The sequence below is a fragment of the Micromonospora sp. NPDC003816 genome, from assembly GCF_042874705.1.
Classification (GTDB): domain Bacteria; phylum Actinomycetota; class Actinomycetes; order Mycobacteriales; family Micromonosporaceae; genus Micromonospora.
Map to the genome: position 1 here is coordinate 30,402 of NZ_JBIANP010000011.1, position 25,019 is coordinate 55,420.

Here is a 25,019-nt window from a genome sequence, read left to right on the forward strand (position 1 = left end):
CGAATCATCATCGCAGTGCGGTGGTGCCTCATGACGGCACGAAGCGAAGCGGAGTGCAGTCATGAGCGAGCGGCAGCGAGCGAATCATCATCGCAGTGCGGTGGTGCCTCATGACGGCACGAAGCGAAGCGGAGTGCGGTCATGAGCAGCGAGAGCAGTCCTCGTCGGCAGCCGGTGCGGGTGGGCGCACTCGCTGCGGCGCTCACCGCCGCGCTCGCCTTACTGTGCTGCACTGGTGGGGCCGGTGCCTTCTTCCTCACCGAGTTGGGTGGCGAGTCCGCCGAGCAGATCGATCCGGTCAGCATGGAGTGCACCGGGGACTTCACGGTCGACGTCACGGGCAAGATGCCCCGGTTCTCCGATTACGGGGAACGGCAGATGCGCAACGCCGCAGCAATCATCAAGGTCGGCCAGGACATGAAGGTGCCGGCGCGGGGCTGGGTGGTCGCCGTGGCGACCGCGATGCAGGAGTCGCGGCTGCTCAACCTGGCCAACCGCACCGTCGCCGAGTCAAACGACATCCCCAACGAGGGCGTCGGCGCCGACCATGACTCGGTCGGCCTGTTCCAGCAGCGCGCCTCGTGGGGGTCGGTCCGGCAGCGGATGAATCCGGCGTACGCGTCCCGCAAGTTCTACGAGAAGCTCGTGGACGTACCCGACTGGGAGAAGCTGCCGCTGACCGTGGCCGCCCAGCGGGTCCAGATCAGCGCCTTTCCCGACGCGTACGCGAAGCACGAGGAACTCGCCTCACGCATCGTCGACGCGCTCGCCGGTGGTGCCGCCCGGACGGCGCTGATCGCCGGCCAACAGGTCTGCGACGCGGCCGCGTCGGGTGATATCGCCGCCTCCGGCTGGACCGCGCCCATCCCCGGCGGCGTGGGCTCCGGCTTCCAGACGGCCAGCCGCCCCGGGCACAACGGGGTGGACATCGCCGCGCCGAAGGGCACCCTGATCAGAGTCGCGGCCACCGGCCGGGTCATCGTTTCCCGCTGTGACCCGGACTCGCGCGGGCGACTCAGCTGCAACGTGGACGGTTGGCCGAACAAGGGCGGCTGCGGCTGGTTCGTGGACGTGCTGCACGCCCAGGATGTCATCACCCGATACTGTCACCTGGTCAGTCGTCCCCGCGTCCAGGTGGGTGACACCGTGCAGGCCGGTGAGGTGATCGGCGAGGTGGGCAGCAGCGGCAACTCCTCCGGGCCGCACCTGCACTTCGAGGTGCACGTCGACGGAGACCGCAGCAGCCGGGGTGCCATCGACCCGGTGCCCTTCATGCGCGCCAAGGGCGCACCGCTCAAGGGCGCGGGGTGAGACACCCGCCGTCATGACAGGACCCCTTCCCGACCCCTTCGCCGACCAGCCGGACTGGGCGCCACGACCACCCCGCCCGATCGAGATCGTGCCCGCCACCAGCCGCGTCGACCTGCGCGGCCAACGGGTCCTGGTCGGGCTCCCCGGCCTCGGGTGGCGCACCGACCTGCGGGCCGACGAGCGGGTGGTGCAGAACAGCCGCACCTTCGTGCCGGTCATTCCCGAACACGAGTGGTACCGCGCCGAGTCCGAACAGGTGGAGGTCTTCGCACCACTGGTGCCGGTCGAGCGGGTCTGGGTCGAGACGGTGAGCTCACCACGGACCACCCCCGTCGAGGAGAGCGGGCTGCGGCTCGTCTCACTGGACGCACCCGCCCACCGGGCACCCACCCCGGTCTTCGAGGCGGATGCGGTCACCGGCCGGCGCGTCGTGCACATGGTCGACGGCGTCGAGCACCGCGACCTGCGCGCGGTCACCGAGACCTACTCCGGTGCCGAGGGCGACATCTGCGTACGGGTCACACCCGAGTTGGAGTGGTATCGCTGGGCCTGGCGCGGTCAGTCACCGACCACACTGGAGGTTCCCGTACACCTGCTGTGGGTCGAGTAAGGTCTCAGCCTTCCGTCACACCAGAGCAAACACGCCAATCATCGCGTAGTTGTGTCGTGAATTTCCACGACTGGCGATCAGTTTGCCGAAGGCCATCAACCTGTGCGGAGAAGGTGACATCAACACGAACCTCGGCGTTGTTGCCGTCCCTATTGACCTGAAGCCCTTCCCAGCTGACCAACAACGTGATCCCGAACCGCTCCTCACGAGCACTCAGGTCGCTTCTAAGGTCGCGAACCTGCTCCAGATTCGTAGCACCTTGGCAAGTGAAGAGATCAGCACGAATATCGTTCTCATCGACCAGAAACGCACGAAGATAGTTATCTACTACCGCCGCAGGTGTACTGCGGTCGGGGGCGGTGGCGCGGTCGTACAGGACGAAGCCGGTGATCCCACCCGCCAGGCAGAGCGCCGCCACCGCTCCGGTGATCACCATCAGGACCTTCCGCAGCCGCCGCCGAGGCTGGGGTGGCGCCGGCGCGGTCGAGGGCGGCGCCAGATCCTCCTGCGGCGGGGTCCGTTGCGCCGGTACGCGGGAGACCTGGGAACCGGCGGGGGGCGGCACTGATTCCACCCCCTGAGGCTATCGGCTGGACGCTGTGGACCCAATGCCCCAGATTCAGCAGATCGTGACGGACCACTGGCGACCGGTGAGATCCACGACAACACCGGCGCTGTGGCGCCACGCATCCCCGAGAAGGAGCCGCGACTGGGATACCGTCGTCTCTGCCCGGGACGTGGTGCCGACCTCGGGCGGAGGAGGTGGACGCGGTGGGCGGTCCGAAGGCACGGACGCTCCGCGCCGCCGCGCTGCACCGCCGAGCCGCCGCGACGGTCACGGCGGCGGCTGCCGTCCTCGACGAGACCCGTCCCGCTCCCGCTGATCAGCGTCGGCAGTACGCGCTCGCCGAGCGACTACGGGGCGCCGCTCAGGTTCTCGCGCCCGGCTGGGCCGGTACCGCGCTGGACGCGGTCGCGCCGACCTGTCCCGCCGGGGAGGGGCCACCGCCCTTCGTCCGGGTGGGTACCGCCGCGCCGCTGGACGACGCCCGTTTCCCCGCGCTGGTCCCGCTCGTCGGCACCGGGCATCTGGCCGTCGACGTCGACGCGCACGATCCCCGGGTGGCCGGGCTGCTGCGGGCCGTACTCCTGCGGTTGGTGGCGGCGACACCGGCGGGGGCGCTGCTGGTCCGGGCGGTGGACGCGACGGGTGGGGTACTCGGGCCGTTCGGGGCGCTCGGCGACGCCGGGGTGCTCTCGCCCCCGGCCACGGACACCGACGGCCTGCGGACGGTGTTGACCGAGGCGGAGCGGTGGGTGGCGCCGGGGGCCTCGGGTACCCGCCGGCACGACCGCTCGATGGTGCTGGTGGTCGCCACTCTCCCGGACGAGATCGAGGCGACCGACCTGACGCGGATCGAGGCGCTTGCCGAGCAGGGACCTGCCGCCGGGCTGCACCTGGTGGTGGCCGGGTGGCCGGCGGCCGGGCGGGATCCGCTGCCCCGGGCCACGGCACTCTCGGTCCGCACCGCGTACGCGCTGCTGGGCGATCCTCCCGGGGCGCCTTTCGCCAGCGCGGGCACGGGCTCGCCGGGTGGCTTGAACTCGCCGGTGTTCGTCGAGCCGGATCCACCGGCCGAGCTGGTCGACTCCGTCTGCCGTCGAATCGCCGCCCAGATCGAGGCCGGCACCCGACTCTCCCTGTCGGGCCTGCTGCCGCCGGACACCGACGAGTGGTGGCAGGCGGACGCGACCGACGGGCTGAGCACCACGGTCGGGGACGCGGGTGGGCGTCCGGTGCTCCTCGGCTTCACCGAGTTGACGCCACACTGGCTGGTCAGCGGCCGGTCCCGGGTCTGCCGGGCCACGTTCCTGACCACGGCGTTGCTGGGTCTCGCCGCCCGGTACGGCCCGGAGGAGCTGGAGCTGTACCTGGTCGACCTCGGTGCCGGCGAGTCCTTCGCGGAGTTCCTGCAGACCGAGCGGGACCGGTCCTGGATTCCCCAGGTTCGCGCTGCGGCGATGGCCGCCGACCGCGAGTACGTGCTGGACCTGCTGGAGCAGTTGGCGGCGGAGGTGCAGCGGCGGTCCGAGGCGGCGGCCCGCGCGGGCGGTCAACGCTTCGCCGAGCTGCGGCGATACCGCCGGCTGCCCCGGGTGGTCTGCGTGGTGGAGAACCTGCCGCTGCTCTTCGCCGAGCGGGACCGGTTGGCCGCCGACGTGGTGGCCCGGTTGGACTCGTTGACCAGGGCGGGCCGGGCGTACGGGGTGCATCTGGTGTTGTCCGGTGAGGGTGACCTGGGGTTGGGCGTACGCGACGGTGGACAGCGGGATTCGCTGCTCGGTCAGTTCCCGGTGCGGGTGGCGCTGCCGGGGGGCGGGCCGGTGCTGGAGCCGACCAACGACTCGGCGGCCGGGCTGCCGGTGGGCAGTGCCGTGGTGAACACCGCCGGGGGTCTCGGTGGCCCGCGTGGCGCGATCCGGGGTCACGAGCGGATGGTCCGGTTCCCCGATCCGCAGGACGAACCGGCCGTCGTGGAGGGCCTACGGCACCGTCTCTGGCAGGCGCGTCCGGAGGGGAGCGTCCCGCCGGTGGTCTTCGCCGGGTACGCGTACCCCTCGTTGCGCAACGATCCACGACACCGGTCCGCCGAGTCCGGGCAGGCGCTGGCGCCGGCGGCGCTGCTCGGGCGGGCGGTGGACGTGGCACGGAGCACGGTGGCCGTGTCGCTCGGTCCGGTCGCCGGACGCAACCTCGCCGTTCTCGGGCCGCGACCGGAGGCGACCCGGCTGCTGGCCACAGCCGCTCGGAGCACGGCGGCGCACCACCCGCCGGGGACGGCACGCTTCGTGATCGCCGTACCGGACTCCGAGTCGCGGTCGTCGGCGGAGGATCTGGCGCGGGAGTTGGCGCAGCGGCATCCGGTGGAGACGGTGGACCTGGCCGGGCTGCTCGCGGTCGTCGACGCCGGGCAGCCCGCCTACCTGGTGGTGTTCGGGCTGGACGTGGCGCCGCCGGAGCAGTTACCCCCGGAGCGGCTGCGGATGCTGCTGCGGGACGGCCCGCCGGCGGGGCAGCATCTGCTCGGCTGGTGGCGCACGGTGCCGTCGTTCGCGGCGCTGCTGGGCCCGGAGGAGACGGTCGACAAGCTGAGCGCGGTGGCGGTGGCGGGTGTGCCGGGGGCGCAGCTCACGCCGGTGTTCGGTCGGCCGGTGGAATGGCGGCCCCGGCCCGGGCGGGTGGTCCTCTGGGACGGCCCGGTCGAGCACGGACTGGTGCTGGTGCCGTACGACGTGCCGGATGACGTGGACGGGGAGGCGGCGTGACGGGAAGCGGATCGTCGGTCACGGCCGCCGGGCCGGTGCGGCAGCGGACCGGTGGGACGTCGCCGTCCGGTTCCTCTGACCCGGTGGCTGTGGCGTGGGCCGACTATCTGGCCGCGACCCGTCAGCTCGACGGGGTACGCCGGGACGCGGCGACCGCCGCGAGCGAGCAGGCGCGGACGGTCCAGGCGGCCCGCGAGGAGTTGGCGGCGGTGCGTACCCGGTTGGCGCCGCAGGAGGCCCAACTGCGGGAGGCGGGCGTACCGCCGATGTCGCTGGTGCCCGCGCCGCCGGAGCTGACCGAGGCGACCCGCACGATGACCGGTGGGTCGGGCGCGGTGCTGGCCGCGTTGCGGGAGGCGAACCGCTGGGCGCACGGTGCGGACGACGTGCTCGCGGCCCGGGGCCTGCCGGGCGCGGCCCACTGGCCGGCCCGACCGCGCAACCTGCTGGTGTACGGGCCGTTGGCATTGTTGGTGCCGCTGCTCCAGATCGTGGCGTACCTGGTCGCCGGGAGCGACGCGGTGACGGTGTTGACGCTGGTGGTCGGCCTGCCGGCACCGGCGGTGGCGTTCGGGGTGGGGTGGCTGGCGGTGGGGCGGCTCTTCCCGTCCCGGCCGGGCGAACGGGTGGACCGGACGTTCCGGTTCGGTGCGTTGACCTGCCTGGTCCCGGCGGTGCTGACTACCGCCGGGATCGTCCTGGCGATGCTGGCCGCCTGAGCGGCCCGGGCCGGGCGCGGTCCCCGTGGTGGGGCGTCCCGGTCGAGCCGCTCAGCGCGGGATGATCAGCGCCATCGCCTCGGCGCGGGACTTGGCGTCCCGTTGCAGGGTGCCGCGCACCGCCGAGGTGATCGTCTTGGCGCCCGACTTCTGGATGCCGCGCATTGCCATGCACATGTGTTCGCACTCCAGCACGACCACCACGCCCCGTGGCGCCAGCCGCTCCATCAGCAGGTCGGCGATCTGGGAGGTGAGTCGCTCCTGCACCTGCGGGCGTCGTGCGAAGACCTCGACCAGCCGGGCCAGTTTGGACAGGCCGGTGATCCGACCGTCGGGCCCGGGGATGTAGCCGATGTGCGCGCTGCCCCGGAACGGCAGCAGGTGGTGCTCACAGAGGCTCATCACGTCGATGTCCCGGACCAGCACGAGTTCCTCGTGGTTGGCCTCGAAGGTGGTGGTGAGCACCGTGGCCGGGTCCACCCGCAGGCCGGCGAAGAGTTCGGCGTACGCCCGGGCGACCCGCGCCGGGGTCTGCTGGAGGCCGTCGCGGTCCGGGTCCTCGCCGACCGCGATGAGGATCTCGCGGACCGCCTTCTCGATCCGGCCGAGGTCCATGGTGTCCTCGACCGGGCGGCCGGTGAGCCGGCCGTTGACCAGCCGGGCGGCGATGTAGTCGAGGTCGTCGAGATCGTCGATGTCGGGCTCGGTTGCGGAGGCGGCCGATCCCCGTTGCTGGGGACCGGCCGCCGTGTCGTCGGTGCTCAGTGCGGGCCGTCCGAGTTGTTCGAGCTGACGCCACCGACCGTGGTGGCCTGGGCGCCGTCGGCCTCGGCCTGCACCTTGAGCGCGTCCTTCTCGGCCGGGGTGAGCACGGGCGGCTCGGTGGAGGGCTGCCGTTTGCCGAAGCCGTTGTACGGCGCCATCGGCGGACGCTTCACCACCCGGGAACAGATCCGGGCCATGTCGGCGGTGGAGAGGGTTTCCTTCTCCATCAGCTCGAGCACGATGTTGTCCAGGACGTCCCGGTACTCGACCAGGATCTCCCAGGCCTCGTCGTGGGCCAGTTCGATCAGCGCCCGCATCTCGCCGTCGATCTCGGCGGCGACGGAGTCGGAGTAGTCCCGCTCGTGGCCCATGTTGCGACCGAGGAACGGCTCGTCCCCGCTGGTGCCGTACTTGATCGCACCGAGCTTGGAGCTCATGCCGTACTGCGTGATCATCGCCCGGGCCAGTGCGGTGGCCTTCTCGATGTCGTTGCCGGCACCGGTGGTGGGCTCGTGGAAGACGAGTTCCTCGGCGGCCCGGCCGCCCAGCGCGTACGCCAGGGTGTCGATCATCTCGGCACGGGTCTGGGTGTACTTGTCCTCGGTGGGCAGCACCAGCGTGTGCCCCAGCGAGCGACCGCGCGACAGGATCGTCACCTTGTGCACCGGCGCGGCGTGCGGCAGGGCCCAGGCGACCAGTGCGTGACCACCCTCGTGGTACGCGGTGATCTTCTTCTCCTGGTCGCCCATCACCCGGGTCCGGCGCTGCGGGCCGGCGATCACCCGGTCGATCGACTCCTCCAGCGACTCGTTGCTGATCGCCCGCTGGTCCTTGCGGGCGGTCAGCAGGGCCGCCTCGTTGATCACGTTGGCCAGGTCGGCGCCGCTGAAGCCCGGCGTCCTCTTGGCCACCGAGTCGAGGTCGACGTCGGGCGTGAAGGGCTTGCCCTTGGCGTGCACCCGCAGGATGGCCTTGCGGCCCTCCATGTCGGGGGCGTCGACCGGGATCTGCCGGTCGAACCGGCCCGGACGCAGCAGCGCGGGGTCGAGGATGTCCGGCCGGTTGGTGGCGGCGATCAGGATGACGCCGCCCTTGACGTCGAAGCCGTCCATCTCGACGAGGAGCTGGTTCAGGGTCTGCTCACGCTCGTCGTGCCCGCCGCCCATGCCGGCGCCACGGTGGCGACCGACGGCGTCGATCTCGTCGACGAAGACGATCGCGGGGGCGTTGGCCTTGGCCTGCTCGAACAGGTCGCGGACCCGGCTGGCGCCGACGCCGACGAACATCTCCACGAAGTCGGAGCCGGAGATCGAGTAGAACGGCACCCCCGCCTCACCGGCGACCGCCCGGGCGAGCAGCGTCTTACCGGTTCCGGGCGGCCCGAAGAGGAGTACGCCCTTCGGGATCTTGGCCCCGAGCGCCTGGTATTTCGCCGGGTTCTGCAGGAAGTCCTTGATTTCGTGCAGTTCCTCGACGGCCTCCTCGGAGCCCGCGACGTCCGCGAAGGTCGTCTTCGGGGTGTCCTTGGTGATCATCTTCGCCTTGGACTTGCCGAAGTTGAGCACCCGGGAGCCGCCGCCCTGCATCTGCGACATGAAGAACAGCAGCAGCAACACGAGCAGCACGATGGGGAGCAGGTTGACCAGCAGGCTGACCCAGATGCTGTCGGACGACACCTCGGTGTCGGCCGGCCCGGTGACCCGGTTGTTGGCCTTGGCGTCGAGGACCTGGTTCCAGACCTCGTTGCCGACCTCGTACGGGAACTGGGCCTCGATCAGCTTGGTCTTCGTCTCGCCGAACTCGGCCTCTTCGGCCAGGTCCAGCTGGATCGTCTGTTCCTTGTCCTGGAAGACGACCTTCTCGATACCGCCCTTGTTGAGCTGGTCGAGCGCGACTGAGGTGTCCACGCGGTGGTAGCTGGGTCCACCGGTGAACAGCTGACTGAGCACGACGGCGCCGAGGATGACCAGGATGACCCAGAACACCGGTCGGCGGAAGAAACGCGTACGTTCCATGCTGTATGTCGAGCGCCGAGACGCCCGCATCCTCCTGATCGACGTCCTGACCGACTGTGGGTGTCGCCGCTTGGGCGGCTGCCGGAGCCGCCGTGCGGGCCGGCCTCGACCCCGGGGCGCGAATTGTCGCACCACGGTCATTCGACGGTACACCGTACGCGACCGATCTGAGCTGGCGAGCCCAGCACTTACGCGTACGGCGAACCGGATGTCGACCGGCGTGACGGAGAGCGGATTCCACCGTCACCGGAGTCCACGGTAGCCCGACCAGCTGAAAGTCGGCTGAACGTCGACCGGACCGGCGGCATCGGACCTCGGTGCCGTCCCGGCCGGAACCGAGGTCAGGAGCGGGCGTACACCTCCGGCTTGAGCACGCCGACGTACGGCAGCTCGCGGTATCGCTCACCGAAGTCCAGGCCGTACCCGACGACGAACTCGGTCGGGATGTCGAAGCCGACGTACTTCACCGGCACCGTCACCTTGACCGCGTCCGGCTTGCGGAACAGCGCGACCACCTCGACGCTCGCCGCCGACCGGGACTCCAGGTAGCGCAGCAGCCAGGACAGGGTCAGGCCGGAGTCGACGATGTCCTCCACGACGACGACGTGCCGGCCGGCGATGTCCCGGTCGAGGTCCTTGAGGATCCGGACCACCCCGGAGGAGGTGGTGCCCTGGCCGTAGGAGGAGATGGCCATGAAGTCCAGCTCGGCGGGGGGGCCCTGGCGGCCCAGCGCCCGGGCGAAGTCGGCCATGAACATGACCGCGCCCTTGAGTACGCAGACGAGCAGCAGCCCGTCGGTGACGTGGGCGTAGTCCGCGGAGACCTGCTTGGCCAGTTCCGCGGTCTTCTCGCGGATCTGCGCCTCCGAAATGATCACGTGGTCGATGTCGGCGTCGTACCAGGAGCCGTCAGCCATGGCCCTAGCCTGCCGTACGCCCCGGGTTCGCCGTCGGCGGGGCCGCCTCTTTCGGGGCGACCCCGGCCCGGATCTTTCCGACGAAGGGCACGAACCGCATCAGTACGGGTGGGACCGCCAGCGGTGGCCACCGTCGGACGGCTTCCAGTCGGCCGAGTCACGGCTGTCCGCGGTCAGCCCGACGGCCGAGAGCAGAGCGAGGAGCAGGAAGAACACGAGGAAGAAGAGAAGTCCCATGGCGGCGCTCGCTTTCATCTGGTTTCTGGTGATCTCGCCGCCGGTGCACCGGGCTGACACCAGTCTGCGGGTACCGCCGATCGCCGGACAGTGGCAGGAATGCCACTCATCCTCGATTTTCTGCCACCTCCCGGGTTACCCTCGTCACATGCTCCGCTCGGTCGCGGTACTCACCCTGGACGGCGTCGCCCCGTTCGAAGTCGGCGTGCTCGCCGAGGTCTTCGGCACCGACCGCACCGCCGACGGCCTGCCCGGCTACCGGTTCGACCTGTGCAGCCCGCAGGGCGCACCGGTGCGTACTACCGCGGGTTTCGGCCTGGTGCCCACCGCCGACCTCGACGCGATCGACCGGGCCGACCTGGTGGCCGTGCCGGCGCACCACGGCACCGAAGCGCCCGCCGAGGTGCGCGAGGCGCTGCGGCGGGCCGCCGACCGGGGGGCACACCTGTTCAGCGTCTGCACCGGGGCGTACCTGCTGGGTGAGGCCGGGCTGCTCGACGGCCGGGAGTGCACCACGCACTGGCGGCACGTCGACGAGTTGCAGCGCCGCAATCCGAGTGCGCGGGTCCGCTGCAACTCGCTCTACGTGCAGGACGGCCGGCTGCTCACCAGCGCCGGCACCGCCGCCGGCATCGACGCCTGCCTGCACCTGGTACGCCAGGAGCACGGCTCGGCCGTCGCCACCCGGCTGGCCCGACGGATGGTGGTGCCGCCGCACCGCGACGGCGGCCAGGCGCAGTACATCGAGGCGCCGATCCCGAAGGCACCGGAGGCACCCACCCTGGAACCGGTGCTGGAGTGGCTGATGGAACGGCTCGACCAGCAGTTCACCGTCGACGAGTTGGCCGCCCGCGCGGGCATGGCGCCCCGGACCTTCGCCCGCCGGTTCCGCGCGGAGACCGGCACGACCCCGCACGACTGGCTGACCGGCCAGCGGGTGCTGCTGGCCCGTCGACTGTTGGAGGACACCGGGCTGTCGGTGGAGGCAGTCGCCGAGCAGGCCGGCTTCGGGGACGCCGCCGCCCTGCGGCACCACTTCACCCGCCGGGTCGGCGCCACCCCGCACACCTACCGCACCACGTTCCGCGACCGCGCCCCGGCGGGCTAGAAACCGCCGGCGGCGCCGTCGACCCGGGACTCCGAGCCGGCGACGTAGCCGCCGTCGGGGCGACGCCAGATCGCCTGGCCGTACCCGAAGACGCCCGGATCGTCCGCGACGGTGACCCGGTGACCCCGGGCGCGCAGGTCGGCGACGAGTTCCGGCCCTCCCGGCCCGGCCGCCAGGTGCTCCTCCACCAGCAGGGACCGGCCGGCGTGCCAGTACCAACGCGGGGCGTCCAGCGCCGCCTGCGGGTCGAGACCGGCGTCCACGGTCGACGACATCAGCTGCACGTGTCCCTGGGGCTGCATGTGCCCACCCATCACCCCGAACGGCCCGACCGGCGCACCGTCGCGGGTCAGAAATCCGGGGATGATGGTGTGGTACGGCCGCTTCGCCGGGCCCACCACGTTCGGGTGGTCGGGGTCGAGGCGGAAGCCGAGACCTCGGTTCTGCAGGGCGAAGCCGTGTCCGGGCAGCACCACGTGCGAGCCGAAGGCCAGGTAGGTGGACTGGATCAGGCTCACCATCATGCCGTCGGCGTCGGCCGCGCAGAGGTACACCGTTCCGCCGCGCTCCGGGACCCCGACGGCCGGATCGGCGGCGTGTCCGCTGATCGAGGACCGGCGGGCCGCCAGGTGCTCGGGAGTGAGCAGCGCCTGGACCGGCAGCCGCATCCGGTCCGCGTCGGTGACGTGGGCGTGCGCGTCGGCGAAGCCGAGCTTGACCGCCTCGATCTGCCGGTGCCGCCACGCCGGGTCGGCCGGGTCGAGCCCGTGGAGGACGCCCAGGGCGATCAGGGCGGCCACGCCCTGCCCGTTCGGCGGCAGCTCCCACACCTCGTGGTCCCGGTAGCCGACCGACACCGGGTCGACCCAGGTGGAGGCGTGCCCCGCCAGATCGTCGCCGGTGAGCAGCCCGCCGGTCCGGGCCGCGTGGTCGGCCAGGGCCGCCGCGATCCGTCCCCGGTAGAACTCCTCGGCCCCGCTGCGCGCGATCAGCCGCAGGGTCCGGGCGGCGCCCGGGTTGCGCCACCGTTCGCCGGGGCGGGGTGCCCGCCCGTCCGGGGCGAAGACCCGGGCGAACTCGGCGTACTCCGGGCCGGTGGAACCGGCGTGTCCGGCCACCGCCCGGGCCCAGGCCGTGGCGGTGCCGGTGGAGACCGGGTGACCGTGCTCGGCGTACCCGACGGCGTCGGTGAACAGGTCGGCGAAGGGCAGCGAGCCGAACCGGTCGTGCAGGTCACGCCAGCCGGCCGGTACGCCCGGCACGGTCACCGGCAGCCAGCCACGGGCCGGCATCGCCGGTCCCCTGGCCTGTGCCCCGCCCAGCGCGTCGGTGGGCTCGGCACCCCGGCCGTCGGTGGCGGCCAGCACCACGTCCCGGGTCAGCGCGGCCGGTGACCGACCGGAGGCGTTCAGCCCGTGCAGCCGCTGGCCGTCCCAGACGATGGCGAACAGGTCACCGCCGATGTCGTTCGACGGCGGCTGCACCACGGTCTGGGTGATCGCGGTGGCCAGGGCGGCGTCGACCGCGTTGCCGCCTCGGCGCAGCACCGCCAACCCGGCCGCGGTGGCCAGCGGATGGCTGGTGGCCACCGCGCCGTGCGGGGCGTACAGCGGGCTGCGGGGGTACGTCACGTGTCGACCTCGCCGTCGTCCGTCGGGAGCGCGGCGGTCGGGTCTGCGGGCAGCAGGCGGTCACGATGCCGACGGACCCGCAATCCGCCGGGCAGGTACGCCGCGCCCTGCCCGCGCCAGGCGGTGATCAACGTGTCCAGCGCGGCGACGTGCCGGTGCGACAGGGCGGCCGGCGACGCGCCCAGCTCGTGCGCCCAGGCGCGGAGCACCCGGCCCCGCAGCGCGGGAGCGAGGTCGGCCAGCGCCTTGACGGTCAGCCCGCCGTCCGGGTGCCGGGCGGCGGTCAGCGCCTCGACGGCCAACCCGTCCAGCACCGCGTTGTCCGCCGCGACCAGCCGCGCGGTCCGGGCGAGGTTGTCCACCACCGCCGGGCCGAGCGCCCCGACCAGCGCGGGCAGCACGTCGGCCCGTACCCGGGACCGGGCGTAGGCGGGGTCGGTGTTGTGCGGGTCCTCCCACGGGGTCAGGCCCAGCGCCGCGCACGCCGCCCGGGTCTGTTCCCGACCGGTCTCCAGCAGCGGCCGGAGCAGCGGCACCCCGGCCAGTTCCCGGTACGCCGGCATCCCGGCCAGCCCACGCGGCCCGGCACCCCGGGCCAGCGCGAGCAGGACCGTCTCCGCCTGGTCGTCCCGGGTGTGTCCGGTGAGCACCGCCGCCGCCCGGTACCGACCGGCGACCTCGACCAGCGCCTGGTAGCGCGCCTGGCGGGCGGCGGCCTCGGGGCCACCGGGCCGGCCGGCGACCTCCACCCGGACCACCTCCACCGGCGCCAGCCCGTTCTGCCGTGCCCAGTCCGCGACCGACTCGGCCCGCTCGGCGGATCCGGGCTGCAACCCGTGGTCGACGGTGACCAGTCCGGCGGCTCGATCCGTCCGGGGCGCCACGAACACGGCGGCGGCGGCCAGGGCGAGCGAGTCGGCTCCGCCGGAGCAGGCCACCAGCACCGGTCCGGGCCCCGTCAGGTCGGCCAGCGCACGACGGACCGCGACCCGGATCGCGGCGACCGCCGGGGCGAGTGGGGCCATGCTCAGTCGGCGGGGGGCTTCGGCCCGACCGGACCGTGCACCCGGGCCACCCAGGCGTCCGGTTCGCTCAGCTCGGAGAGGCGGGGCAGGGTCAGCGGCGACTCGAAGATCCGGTTGAAGCCGGCCATCCCGACCCGGTCCACCACCGCGTGGACGAACGTGCGGCCCTCCGCGTACTGCCGCAGTTTGACGTCGAGGCCGATCAGGCGGCGGACCGCCTTCTCCACCGGGTTGCCGGCCTCCCGGCGCCGGTCGAACCCGGCCCGGATCCGCTCGACACTCGGGATGACCTGCGGCCCGACGCCGTCCATCACGAACTCGGCGTGCCCTTCCAGCAGCGTCATCAGCGCGGTCAGCCGGTCCAGCACGGCGCGCTGCCCCGGGGTCTGCACGATGTCCAGCACGCTGGACCGGCTCTCCGGGTTACGGACCACGTCGGCGAGCGTGCCCACGCCCCGGCGCAGCCGCTCGGCGAGGTGCTCACCCCCCTGCGAGGCGTCCACGAAGGCCTGCACCTCACCCAGGAAGTACCCGCGCATCCACGGCACCGCGGTGAACTGCGTCCGGTGGGTCACCTCGTGCAGGCACACCCAGAGCCGGAAGTCACGCGGCTCGGCGCCCAGCTTCCGCTCCACCTCGACGATGTTCGGCGCGACGAGCAGGAGCTGACCCGGATCGGCGGAGAAGACCTCGTACTGGCCGAGCACCCGACCGGACAGGTACGCCAGCACGGTTCCCGCCTGGACCCCGGTGACCCGCGACCCGATCGCCTCGGTGAACGCGCCGGGCTGCTTGTCCTCAGCGAGCCGGCCGACGAGCGGAGTGATCACCTCGCGCAGGCCGGCGATGTTGGTCGCCGCCCAGTCGCGCCGGTCGACCACCCGCACCGGCGGATGGGCCACCTGCGACGTCAACCCGGTGTAGTCGGCCACGTGCCCGGCCGCCTCGTCGGTCAACCGGCGCAGCTCGGCGACCACCTCGGTGGCCTCGGCGTACGACACCCGGGGGCCCGACTTGCCCAGCGCCCCCGCAGTAGCGGCGGCCAGATCCCAGTCCACGAACTGCGCCATGCCACCCACCGTACCCGCGCCGCGACACCCGTCCCCGGATCGCGCCGGGCGCACCGGCCGTCCTGGTCAGCGGCAACCGCAGGTGGCGAGCGCCGAGGCGATCCGGTCCAGCGCCACCCGGGCGGGTTCCATGCCGTCCGGCGACACCTGGTCGGTGAGCACCGCGAAGGTGAGCAACCGTCCCTCGACGGTGGTCACCACACCGGCGATCGCGTGCACCCGGGTCAGCGTGCCCGTCTTGGCGCGGACTACCCCCATACCGGCGTCCGTGCCCGGTGCCGAACCGTAGCGGTCGCGCAGCGTGCCGGACCAGCCGCCGACCGGCAGCCCACCGAAGATGCCGCCGAGTTCGGGCCGGTCCGGACCGGCCGCGAGCGCCAGCAGCTCGGTCAGCAGCGCGGGGCTGATCAGGTTCTTCCGGGACAGGCCGCTGCCGTCGGCGAGCGTCAACCCGTCCACCGGCAGGCCGAGTTCGGGCACCATCTCGGCCATCGCCGTGGCGGCACCGGCGAACGACGCGGGCTGGCCGCGGGCCAGCGCGACCTGACGGGCCAGTGCCTCGGCCACGATGTTGTCGCTCTCGCTGATCATGACGTCGACCAGGCGGATCAGCGGTGGCGAGTGCACCACGCCCAGCTCCGCGCCGGGCTCGGTGCCGCCGGTCGCGTCGACCGGGGCCACCGGGGCGGTGCCCTTGCTCACCGCACCGGCCGGTACGCCGAGCAGCCTGGCGAAGGCCCGTCCGGCGGTGAGGTCGGGTTCGGGTACCCGCTCGGCCCAGCTCCGCCCCGCCTTGGGGTCCTTGCGGGCGCCGTCGAGCATCAGCGCGGTGATCGCGCCGCCGTAGCCGCCGGTGGGGATGTCGTCGTCCCAGCCCGGCCCGAAGACCGGCCCGGGATACAGCGAGGAGTCGACCACGACGCGGGTCGGCGGGGTGCCGCCCAGGGCGGTACGCACCTGCTCGGCGAGATTCTCCAGGCTCGCGGCACCGGTGTAGAAACCCTTGGCACCGGCGGTCAGGGTGGGATCCCCGCCACCGACGACGACCACCTCACCGGGCTGGGCGCCGGCCACCACCCGGGTCGGGATCCGGTAGCCGGGGCCCCGGGCGGTCAGCACGGTGACCGCGGTCAGCAACTTCGTCACCGAGGCCGGCACGGTGGCCTCGGCACCGCCCCGGTCGAAGAGCAACTGCCCGGTCAGGGCGTCGGCCACGGCGAGGTGGACCCGGTCACCGAGCGCGGGGTCACCGATCAGCGGGTCGAGCACCGCACCCATCCCGTCGGCGCTGGGCACGGGCGCGCCGACGTCGGCGGCAGCCAGCACCGCGACCGGCGCGGGCTCCGGTGAGCCGGCGACCGTCGAGGTGTCGGGGTCCTCGCCCAGCCACTGACCGACCGGTCCGGGGCGTACCACGGCCACGCCCACGCCGACCAGCACGAGCGCCAGCACGGCGGCGAGCACCAGCGGCAGTCGGCGGCGGACGGCGGACGGTGGCGCGGGAGGCGGCCCCTGGTCGGCGGGCGCGGCGGTGTTCCCGGGTGGGCCCGGCGGCACCGCGCCGGGGTCCGCCTGCGGACCGGCCGGCGCGTCGGCGGCACCGGACGCCGCTGCGGCCGGGACCGCCCCGGAACCGCCCGGGACGCTCACCCGCCCGGACGCGGTGCCGGACGGCACGGACGCGGTGCCGGACGGCACGGACGCGGTGCCGGACGGCACGGACGCGCTGCCGGGCGGCACAGGTGACACCGAGGCAGTGCCCGGCGGTACGGACGCGGTGCCGGTGGCGGGCGGGGTCGGGCCGGGAGCCGGGCTCGTCGGAGCGGAGTCGGCGGATGTCGGTGACGGTGTCCGGAGCAGGTGCGCGTCGGGTACCACCACACGCCCGGTCGCCGGTGTGACCGGCGGTGTCGCGGGACCGCCCTCGGCGGCACCCTCCGGACGGTAGTGTGAATCTTCCCTCCCCACGACCCCCTCCTCCCCCACCGGAAACCGGCCTGGGTGACACTACTTCGGTCCGAAGACTATGCGGCGGCCGGACTCGGTGGGCGGGCAATCGCCCGTCCGGGCTGGTCGCCGGTTCCGTCAGGCCAGCGTGGGCGAACGAGGGAGCGTGCGAATGGATTTCGACGTCACGGTTGAGATCCCCAAGGGTCACCGCAACAAGTACGAGGTGGACCACGTGACCGGCCGGATCCGGCTGGACCGCACGCTCTTCACCTCCACGCAGTACCCGGCCGACTACGGCTTCATCGAGGGCACCCTCGGCGCGGACGGCGACCCCCTGGACGCCCTGGTGCTGGTGCCCGAGCCCACCTTCCCCGGCTGCCTGATCCGGTGCCGCACCATCGGCATGTTCCGGATGACGGACGAGAAGGGCGGCGACGACAAGGTCCTCTGCGTGCCGTACGAGGACCCCCGGCAGGAGCACCTGCGCGACATCCACCACCTCGGCGAGTTCGACCGGCTGGAGATCCAGCACTTCTTCGAGGTCTACAAGGACCTGGAGCCGGGCAAGTCGGTCGAGGGCGCGACCTGGGTGGGGCGTACCGAGGCCGAGGCCGAGATCCTGATCTCCTACCAGCGGGCCAAGGACGCCGAGGAGCGTGGCGAGACCATCCACTGACGCGGCCTCGCGACGGGCCCGCCGGACCGCTCAGCCGAGCAGTCCCCGGGCCCGTTCGTAGAGTCCGAGCACCGCGCAGGCGATCGGCACCACGGAGATCACCAGAGCGGTGTCGGTGAGGTCGGCGAGCCGCCCGACGTACGGCGAGACCGGCCGGTGGGCGTGACCGGTGCCGGCCGCCGCGACCGCGAGGCCGACCAGCACACCGCCGACCGCCAGGATCAGTGGTCCGGTCGCGGGGTCGACGGCGAGCACCGTGCCGAGGGCCGCGTACCCGGCCAGACCCGCGAGCACCGGCGGCACCCGGTGGCGTACCGCCGCGAAGAGCCGGGCGCGCAGCAGGAACACCGTCGAGGTCACCCCGACCAGCAGCCGACCGGTGACGCCGCCGGTGACGGCGAGGACCAGACCGGCCACGCCGCCCAGCACCGCGTGCCCGATCAGCATCCCGGTGAGCATCTCCTCGGTGCGCGCCACCGCCGCGTACACCCGGCCGCGATCGGGCAGGTCACGGGCCTGGTCCAGGTCGTGGTCGGCACCGGTCGGCAGGGTGGTCGGCGGCAGCGGCACCCGGCCCAGCCGGATCGCCAGCAGCGGGACCGCACCGATCGCGAAGGCCAGCACGCAGAGCAGGACGGCCGTCGCGCCGGCCGGGCCGAGCAGCATGTCGCCGAGGGCAGCCGGGACGCCTACCGCACCGACCGCCACCCCGGCCACGAAGACCCGTTGCCGGGTGGCCACGCCGAGCAGCCCGAGCACCGACACCAGCAGCAGCGCCACCGCCCCGGCCAGCGCCTCCTCCGCGCCGACCCAGCGCAGCGGACCGAGCGGCCCGACCGGGTCGCCCGAGCTGACCGCGAGGGCACCGGCCACGGCGGCGTACGGCAGCGCGTACCCGCCGAGGACGGCACCGGCCGCGCCGTCGCCCCGGGCCCGCGAGAACACCGTGCCGGCGAGCACCAGCAGGACCGCGAGCAGGGTCGCCACCGGCCACACGGCCCGGTCGACGGGGCCGGTGGCGAGCAGGGCGACCAGGCCGACGCCGAGCGGCACTCCGGCACCGGCCAGCGCGGCGACCCGGGTGGCCTCGGGTGACCAGGCGGCACCCCGCCGTCGTGCGCCGTCGGCGATGGCCTCCACCACGTCGTCGTACTCGGGTTCGGGCCACTCGGCACGGCCCGGCACCAGGTGCAGCACCTCACCGTCACGGACGCCCTGGGCGAGCAACGCCTGCCCGGTGGCGAGCATGCTGCCGTCGGCCCGCCGCAGCAGCCAGCCGCCGTGCCGTTCACCGTCGTCGGCGAGCCCGACACCGGCGTGCCGGAGCACCTCGGGCAGCAGCTCGACGAGCGGGACCTGCTCGGGCAGGGCCACGTCGACCCGGCGCAGCGGCGAGCTGACGGTGACCCGGGCCAGCCCGATCGTCATCGACTGATCTCCCTATCGAGCGGGGTGCGGGCCTGCGCGGACGGAAGGACTTTACCTACCATGAGCCAGGCTCGGGTCACCGTGCGTCGTCGGGAGGTCGAGTGTCCACTGTCGTCGTCCGGCGGGCGGCCCGACGTCTGGCACCGGAGATCCCCGTCGGCGAGGTGCCGGTGCAGGCCCCGCCGGAGATCCCGGCCGTCACCGGTGGCCGCTGGCAGCAGATGCTGATGGTGCTGCCGATGCTCGGCGGTACGGTCGCGATGGCGATGATGTTCGGTCGGGGCGGCGGCGCGTACGCGTACGTGGTCGGCGCGATGTTCGGCCTCTCCACGCTGGCGATGCTGGTCACCTCGTGGGGCAGCGCCTCGGGCAGTCCCCGCAAGTCCGAGATGATGGCCGCCCGACGCGAGTACCTGCGACACCTGGCGACGTTGCGGCGGCAGGTCCGGCAGACCGCGGCACGACAGCGCAGCGGCCTCTGTTACCGGCACCCGGATCCGCAGGGCCTCTGGTCGACGGTGGAGAGCCACCGGGTCTGGGAACGTCGTCCCACCGATGCCGACTTCGCCGTGGTGCGGGTCGCCGTCGGGCCGCAGACGCTGGCGACTCCGCTGGTCCCACCGGTCACCCGGCCGTTGGAGGAGTTGGAGCCGATGACCGCCGGGGCGCTGCGCCGCTTCCTGGACGCGTACTCGGTGGTGCCGGAGCTGCCGGTGGCGGTGTCGCTGCGGAGCTTCGCCCGGGTGTTCGTCCGGGCCGCGCCGGCCGGTCCCGCCGGGTCACCGGCCGCGCAGTCGCTGGTCCGGGCGATGCTCACCCAGCTCGCGGTCTTCCACTCCCCCGACGAACTGCTGATCGCGGTCTGCGCCGGGCCGGAACGGCGGGCGACCTGGGAGTGGGTGAAGTGGTTGCCGCACACCGGTCATCCGTCCCGGGTCGACGCCCTCGGCCCGGTCCGGCTGGTCGCGAGCGCGGCGGTGGACCTGGAGAAGCTGCTCGACGAGGTGCTGGACAGCCGGTCCCGGTTCAGCCCGGCCGGGCCGGTCACCGACGGGCCGCATCTGGTGGTGGTGCTCGACGGCGGCGACCTGACCGGCGCCACCGAGCTGGCCGGGGACGGCGGTATCGACGCGGTCACCCTGATCGACCTGAGTTCCCCGCCGCCCCGCCTGCTGGACCGCTTCGCCCTGCTGCTGGAGGTGCGGGGCGGCCGGCTGCACTCGCACTCGGCGGACGGGCCGGCCGAGGTCGGCACGGCCGATGCGCTCAGGATCGCCGAGGCCGAGGCGGTGGCCCGCCGGTTGGCCCCGTTACGCCCGGCCGCCGTGCGTGGTCCGGACGCCGCGACCGGTGCCGAGCCGGGCCTGCCGGAGCTGCTTGGCATCGGCGACCCGGAGGGCTTCAGCACCGAGCAGGGCTGGGCGCCCCGGTCGCCCCGTGACCGGCTGCGGGTGCCGATCGGCGTCGGGGTGGACGGTATCGCCGTCGAGCTGGACCTGAAGGAGTCGGCGCAGGACGGCATGGGTCCGCACGGGCTGTTGATCGGCGCCACCGGCTCAGGCAAGTCCGAGCTGCTACGGACCCTGGTGGTGGGGCTGGCCGCCACGCACTCCTCCGAGCAGCTCAACTTCGTCCTGGTCGACTTCAAGGGCGGGGCCACCTTCGCCTCGTTCGACCGGCTGCCGCACACCGCCGCCGTCATCACCAACCTGGCCGACGCGTTGCCGCTGGTGGACCGCATGGTCGACGCGATCAACGGCGAGTTGGTACGCCGGCAGGAACTGCTGCGTCGCGCCGGCAACTTCGCCAGCCTGCGCGACTACGAGCGGGCCCGGGCGGCCGGCACCGCGCTGGCCCCGCTGCCGTCGCTGCTGCTGGTCTGCGACGAGTTCTCCGAGCTGCTGTCGGCCAAGCCCGACTTCGTCGACCTCTTCGTGCAGATCGGCCGGTTGGGGCGGTCCCTCGGGGTGCACCTGCTGCTGGCCAGCCAGCGGTTGGAGGAGGGGCGGCTGCGCGGGTTGGACACCCACCTGTCGTACCGGATCGGTCTGCGTACCTTCTCGTCGCTGGAGTCGCGCACGGTGCTCGGCGTGCCGGACGCGTACGAGCTGCCCCGCTCGCCGGGTCACGGCTACCTGCGCTTCGGCACCGAGCCGCTGGTGCGTTTCAAGACCGCGTACGTCTCGGGGGCGGTCCGTCGACGCCTTGTGGCGGCCGGTGCGGCCGGGTCCGAGCGCCCGCGCCTGCTCACCTTCTCCACCCATTTCACACCCGAACCGGAGCCGCCCGCCCCGCCCGTCGAGGAGGACGAGGAGCCGGGCCGGGAGACCCTGCTGGACCTGCTGATCACGCGCCTCGCCGACCAGGGGCCGCCGGCACATCGGGTGTGGTTGCCGCCGTTGGACGGCGCGCCGGGGCTGGACGAGGTGGTCGGGCCGTTGACCGTGCACCCCTCCCGGGGGCTGACCTCCGGCAATCCGGAGCTGCACGGGGCGTTGCAGGTGCCGGTGGCGCTCGTCGACAAGCCGTACGAGCAGCGGCGCGATCTGCTCTGGCTGGCCCTGGACGGCGCCGCCGGGCACGTGGCCGTGGTCGGCGGTACGCAGAGCGGCAAGTCCACCGCGCTGCGGACGTTGATCTGCGCGCTGGCGCTCACCCACACTCCTGCCGAGGTGCAGGTCTACGGTCTGGACTTCGGTGGCGGCGGATTGGCCGCGCTGCGCGACCTGCCGCACGTCGGTGGGATCACCGGTCGCGCCGACCCGACCGGCGTGCGACGCACCGTGGGTGAGATGGCCACCCTGCTGGCGGACCGGGAGCGCGCCTTCGCCGAACTCGGCGTCGAGTCCATGGCGGTCTGGCGGCGTCGGCGTGTCGAGCAGGCCGCCGCCGGTACGCCGGACACCGACCGGTTCGGAGACGTCTTCCTCGTCGTCGACGGCTGGACCACGCTGCGCGGCGAGTACGACGACCTGGAGCCGCTGATCACCGACCTCGCCACCCGGGGACTCTCCTACGGCGTGCACGTGGTGGCCACGGCGGTGCGTTGGCTGGACTTCCGACCGGCCATCCGGGACCTCTTCGGTTCGCGACTGGAGTTGCGGCTCGGTGACCCGTCGGACTCGGTGATCGCCCGGCGGGCGGCGGCGGACGTACCGGAGCGAACGCCGGGTCGCGGCATCACCGCCGGGAGCCTGCACTTCCTCACCGCCCTGCCGCAGGTCGCCGACGCGGACACCGCCGCTCTGGTGCGGCGGGCGGCGGAGAGCTGGTCCGGTCCGCCGGCACCCCGGGTACGGCTGCTCCCGGCGGTGCTGCCGTACCCGGAGATCGACCTGACCGGCACCGCCGGGTTGCGGATCCCGGTCGGGATCGCCGAAGCGGACCTGCGGCCGGTGGTGCTCGACTTCGCCACCGAGCCGCACTTCGTGGTCTACGGCGACGCCGAGTGCGGCAAGTCGTCGTTCCTCCGCGCGCTGGCCCAGTCGATCGTCACCCGGTTCACCCCGGAGCAGGCGCGGGTGATCCTGGTCGACTACCGCCGCAGCCTGCTCGGCGCGATCGAGACCGAACACCTGATCGGGTACGGCACCGCCGCCGCGCACACCGCCGACCTGGTGGAGTCCGCGGCCGGTTACCTGCAGGGCCGCACGCCCGGTCCCGAGGTCGGGCCGGCGCAGTTGCGCGACCGGTCGTGGTGGACCGGCCCGGATTTGTTCGTGCTGGTCGACGACTACGACCTGGTGGCGAGCGGGCCGGCGAACCCACTGCGGGCGCTGGAGGAACACCTGCCGCACGCCCGCGACGTCGGGTTGCACCTGGTGCTGGTCCGCCGCTGCGGCGGTGCCGGCCGGGCCCAGTACGAGCCGGTCGTGCAGCGGCTGCGTGAACTGTCCACCTCGGGCCTGGTGATGTCGGGCAGCCCCGAGGAGGGCGCGTTGGTGGGTGCGGTCCGGCCCGGCCCGCTGCCGCCCGGACGCGGTCGACTGTCCACCCGGCGGGAGGGTGTCCGCCTGGTGCAGTTGGCATACCTGCCGCCACAGTGACGTCGAGTCCACGGAACGTCCCGTAAAGGGGAGGCGAACCGGTAATCTCCGATCGTCATGTGTCCCTGCGACGAATGGCGGAGGATGTGACCAGGGTGCGGCAGAGCGGCCCGCCGGGGCCGCGACGGTTCGCGCATCGGGCGCTGCTGGCGGCGGCCACGACGCTGGCAGCCGCGGTCGCGGCCGTTCCGGCCGCTGCCGTGCCGGTCGCCCCGACCTCCTTCGGCGTGCCGGTGGCCTACGCCCCGGACACCGCCGAACGCGCCGACCCGGTCCGTGACGAGCAGTGGCAGCTCGACAAGCTGGGCGCGCAGATCGCCTGGCGTACCTCGACCGGGCGTGGCGTGATCGTCGCGGTGATCGACTCCGGGGTGGACGGTTCGCACCCGGACCTGGCCGGTCAGGTGCTCCCCGGTCTCGACCTGGTCGCACCGGACGGAGCCGCCGAACCCGATCCGGTCGGGCACGGCACCACGGTCGCCGGACTGATCGCCGGGCGCCGGGACGACCGCCGGGGCGTGGTGGGGCTGGCCCCCGACTCCCGCATCCTGCCGGTCCGCGTGCTCGACGAGGAGAACCGGTACGACGACGCGTTGATCGTCGCCAAGGGCGTCCGGTGGGCGGTCGACAACGGCGCCAAAGTGATCAACCTGTCGCTCGGCGGCAACGGCGACAGCCCCGCCCTGGCCGCCGCCATCGACTACGCCTTCGCCAAGGACGTGGTGGTGGTCGCCTGCACCGGCAATCTCGCCACGTCACCGGAGGCGAAGGTGTGGTATCCGGCCCGGGAGCCGGGCGTCATCGCCGTCTCCGGGCTGGAGCGCAACAGCGACAACCTGTGGAGCGGCGCGATCACCGGTCGCGCCACCGTCCTCACCGCCCCGGCCAGCGGCCTGGTCGGCGCCCGGCCGCCGCAGGGGTACTGGCGGGTGCAGGGCACCAGCTTCGCGGCCCCGCTGGTCGCCGCCACCGCCGCCCTGGTCCGGGCCCGCTACCCGCAGATGTCCGCCGGGGACGTGGTGAACCGGCTGCTGGTCACCGCGAAGGACATCGGGCCCACCGGCCGCGACGACCGGTTCGGGTACGGCCTGGTCGACCCGATCGCGGCACTGACCACGGACGTACCCCCGGTCGGCGACAACCCGCTGGACGACAACGACTCGCCCGGGGTGACCGGCTTCGGCCCGGCACCCGGCTCGGTGCCGGTCGGCGACCGCGACGCCGAGCAGCTCGGTCTGACCGGATCGCCGCAGGAGACCCGGTGGCGGGCCCGCGCCGCCGGGGCGGCGGAGGACACCGGTCCGGTCCGCCTCTGGGCCGGCTCGGCGATCCTCGTCGCCCTGGTCACCGGTGCGGCGCTGATGGTGCGTCGGCTGCGGCGACGCTGAGCGGCACCGCCGGGCAATCCGGCGATCCCGGGTCTTCGATCCTGCTCGGCGGGGTACAACCATCGGCGTGAGTGCCTCTGGCCGGCGCACGACGGCGCCCCCGTCGGTCCGCGACCCGTTCGGTCCTGCGGACGGTCCGTCGGGCCTGCGCCCCGGCCCCACCGCCTCCGGCCTGTCGATGCTCGTGCCGTTCGCGCTGCTCGCCACGCTGGTGATGGGCGACTGGTCGCCGCTGCGGCGGCTGGACGCGGCGATCACCGCCGACCTGCACGCCGTCGCCCACGACCATCCGGCCTGGGTGTCGGTGATGCGCCTCTGGACGGACGTGTTCGCACCGATGCCGCTGCGCGCCGGGGCGCTGTGTCTGGTGGTCTGGCTGGCCTACCGGGGTGCGCGGCGGCTGGCCGTCTGGGTCGCCACGACCATGATCCTCGGCGGTCTGCTCGGGCCGCTGCTCAAGCTCGTGGTGGGCCGTCCGCGACCGGATCTGCCCGAACCGGTGGCACTTGCCCCCGGCCTCTCCTTCCCGTCCGGCCACGCGCTGAACGCGGCGTTGGCCGCCGGGGTGCTGCTCGTGGTGTTCCTGCCCCGGACCAGGGCCCGATCGGCGGCCCGGGTGGCGGTCTGGGCCGCCGCGCTGGCCATCGCCCTGGTCACCGGGTTCAGTCGGGTCGCGCTCGGGGTGCACTGGTCCAGCGACGTGGTCGCCGGATGGCTGCTCGGCACGGCGGTGGTCACCGCGACCACTGCGGTCTTCGCACTCCGGGCCCGCCGGTCACCGTCGGCCGGGTGACCG

General features: G+C 73.2%; 19 protein-coding genes. 9 read left to right on the top strand and 10 right to left on the bottom strand.

The genetic code is table 11. The features are described from left to right. Window positions 1-141: 141 nt before the first annotated feature. Window positions 142-1,311 carry a M23 family metallopeptidase gene (locus tag ACFYTT_RS26020; protein WP_131053131.1) on the top strand — a complete coding sequence of 390 codons (1,170 nt, stop codon included), beginning with the start codon at window positions 142-144 and terminating at the stop codon, window positions 1,309-1,311. 13 nt (window positions 1,312-1,324) lie between these two features. Next, window positions 1,325-1,921, top strand: a complete 597-nt coding sequence (locus tag ACFYTT_RS26025) for a hypothetical protein (protein WP_176095423.1) — start codon at window positions 1,325-1,327, stop codon at window positions 1,919-1,921. A 4-nt stretch (window positions 1,922-1,925) separates the two neighbouring features. Here the strand turns inward: ACFYTT_RS26025 and ACFYTT_RS26030 are convergent, their stop codons facing one another. Continuing rightward, the gene (locus ACFYTT_RS26030; protein WP_176095424.1) at window positions 1,926-2,495 is read right to left on the bottom strand and encodes a hypothetical protein; all 570 of its coding nucleotides are present in this window, start codon (window positions 2,493-2,495) and stop codon (window positions 1,926-1,928) included. Between the two features lie 188 nt (window positions 2,496-2,683). On the opposite strand from ACFYTT_RS26030, the gene ACFYTT_RS26035 reads away from it, so the two are divergent. Both ACFYTT_RS26035 and ACFYTT_RS26040 read left to right on the top strand, forming a co-directional pair. Beyond that, on the top strand, window positions 2,684-5,248 hold the full coding sequence (locus tag ACFYTT_RS26035) for an FtsK/SpoIIIE domain-containing protein (RefSeq protein ID WP_387262998.1): 2,565 nt from the start codon (window positions 2,684-2,686) through the stop codon (window positions 5,246-5,248). Between the two features lie 83 nt (window positions 5,249-5,331). Next, window positions 5,332-5,967: a hypothetical protein gene (locus tag ACFYTT_RS26040; RefSeq protein WP_387263000.1), complete on the top strand. Its 636-nt coding sequence runs from the start codon at window positions 5,332-5,334 to the stop codon at window positions 5,965-5,967. A 51-nt stretch (window positions 5,968-6,018) separates the two neighbouring features. On the opposite strand, the gene folE is transcribed toward ACFYTT_RS26040, so the two are convergent. The 4 genes from folE to ACFYTT_RS26060 form a co-directional block, all read right to left on the bottom strand. Beyond that, window positions 6,019-6,636 (bottom strand): GTP cyclohydrolase I FolE, encoded by a 618-nt coding sequence (folE, locus tag ACFYTT_RS26045; RefSeq protein ID WP_131053128.1) that lies wholly within the window; start codon window positions 6,634-6,636, stop codon window positions 6,019-6,021. Window positions 6,637-6,728: 92 nt separating this feature from the next. Further along, a complete protein-coding gene (ftsH, locus tag ACFYTT_RS26050) occupies window positions 6,729-8,747 on the bottom strand; it encodes an ATP-dependent zinc metalloprotease FtsH (RefSeq protein WP_131053127.1) in 2,019 nt (672 codons plus the stop codon). A 341-nt stretch (window positions 8,748-9,088) separates the two neighbouring features. Further along, a complete protein-coding gene (gene hpt / locus ACFYTT_RS26055) occupies window positions 9,089-9,664 on the bottom strand; it encodes a hypoxanthine phosphoribosyltransferase (protein ID WP_013736289.1) in 576 nt (191 codons plus the stop codon). A 99-nt stretch (window positions 9,665-9,763) separates the two neighbouring features. Further along, on the bottom strand, window positions 9,764-9,901 hold the full coding sequence (locus tag ACFYTT_RS26060; protein ID WP_176095427.1) for a hypothetical protein: 138 nt from the start codon (window positions 9,899-9,901) through the stop codon (window positions 9,764-9,766). A gap of 148 nt (window positions 9,902-10,049) precedes the next feature. Between ACFYTT_RS26060 and ACFYTT_RS26065 the strand changes: the two genes are divergently transcribed. Further along, window positions 10,050-11,009, top strand: coding sequence for a GlxA family transcriptional regulator (locus tag ACFYTT_RS26065; RefSeq protein ID WP_387263004.1), 960 nt, complete (start codon window positions 10,050-10,052; stop codon window positions 11,007-11,009). Here ACFYTT_RS26065 and ACFYTT_RS26070 read toward each other — a convergent pair. The 4 genes from ACFYTT_RS26070 to dacB all read right to left on the bottom strand — a co-directional run bounded on the left by ACFYTT_RS26070 (window position 11,006) and on the right by dacB (window position 16,292). Then, window positions 11,006-12,640: a gamma-glutamyltransferase family protein gene (locus ACFYTT_RS26070; RefSeq protein WP_387263007.1), complete on the bottom strand. Its 1,635-nt coding sequence runs from the start codon at window positions 12,638-12,640 to the stop codon at window positions 11,006-11,008. The genes ACFYTT_RS26065 and ACFYTT_RS26070 overlap by 4 nt on opposite strands. Then, window positions 12,637-13,665, bottom strand: coding sequence for a tRNA lysidine(34) synthetase TilS (gene tilS / locus ACFYTT_RS26075; RefSeq protein WP_387263010.1), 1,029 nt, complete (start codon window positions 13,663-13,665; stop codon window positions 12,637-12,639). Before tilS ends, ACFYTT_RS26070 begins: the two co-directional genes overlap by 4 nt. Window positions 13,666-13,667: 2 nt before the next feature. Continuing rightward, the gene (locus tag ACFYTT_RS26080; protein ID WP_387263013.1) at window positions 13,668-14,735 is read right to left on the bottom strand and encodes a zinc-dependent metalloprotease; all 1,068 of its coding nucleotides are present in this window, start codon (window positions 14,733-14,735) and stop codon (window positions 13,668-13,670) included. A gap of 66 nt (window positions 14,736-14,801) precedes the next feature. After that, entirely contained in the window at window positions 14,802-16,292 is a 1,491-nt protein-coding gene (dacB, locus tag ACFYTT_RS26085) for a D-alanyl-D-alanine carboxypeptidase/D-alanyl-D-alanine-endopeptidase (RefSeq protein WP_387263158.1), read from the bottom strand. Between the two features lie 562 nt (window positions 16,293-16,854). Between dacB and ACFYTT_RS26090 the strand changes: the two genes are divergently transcribed. After that, the gene (locus tag ACFYTT_RS26090) at window positions 16,855-17,361 is read left to right on the top strand and encodes an inorganic diphosphatase (protein ID WP_131055375.1); all 507 of its coding nucleotides are present in this window, start codon (window positions 16,855-16,857) and stop codon (window positions 17,359-17,361) included. Between the two features lie 30 nt (window positions 17,362-17,391). Here ACFYTT_RS26090 and eccD read toward each other — a convergent pair whose 3' ends face one another. Then, window positions 17,392-18,789, bottom strand: coding sequence for a type VII secretion integral membrane protein EccD (eccD, locus tag ACFYTT_RS26095; RefSeq protein ID WP_387263016.1), 1,398 nt, complete (start codon window positions 18,787-18,789; stop codon window positions 17,392-17,394). A gap of 101 nt (window positions 18,790-18,890) precedes the next feature. Here eccD and eccCa point away from each other — a divergent pair, with 101 nt between their 5' ends. From eccCa to ACFYTT_RS26110, 3 genes are all read left to right on the top strand, one after another. Next, a complete protein-coding gene (gene eccCa, locus ACFYTT_RS26100; RefSeq protein ID WP_387263019.1) occupies window positions 18,891-22,835 on the top strand; it encodes a type VII secretion protein EccCa in 3,945 nt (1,314 codons plus the stop codon). A 74-nt stretch (window positions 22,836-22,909) separates the two neighbouring features. Next, window positions 22,910-24,223, top strand: a complete 1,314-nt coding sequence (gene mycP, locus ACFYTT_RS26105; RefSeq protein ID WP_387263022.1) for a type VII secretion-associated serine protease mycosin — start codon at window positions 22,910-22,912, stop codon at window positions 24,221-24,223. Between the two features lie 67 nt (window positions 24,224-24,290). Continuing rightward, window positions 24,291-25,016 carry a phosphatase PAP2 family protein gene (locus ACFYTT_RS26110; RefSeq protein WP_387263025.1) on the top strand — a complete coding sequence of 242 codons (726 nt, stop codon included), beginning with the start codon at window positions 24,291-24,293 and terminating at the stop codon, window positions 25,014-25,016. Window positions 25,017-25,019 lie beyond the last annotated feature (3 nt).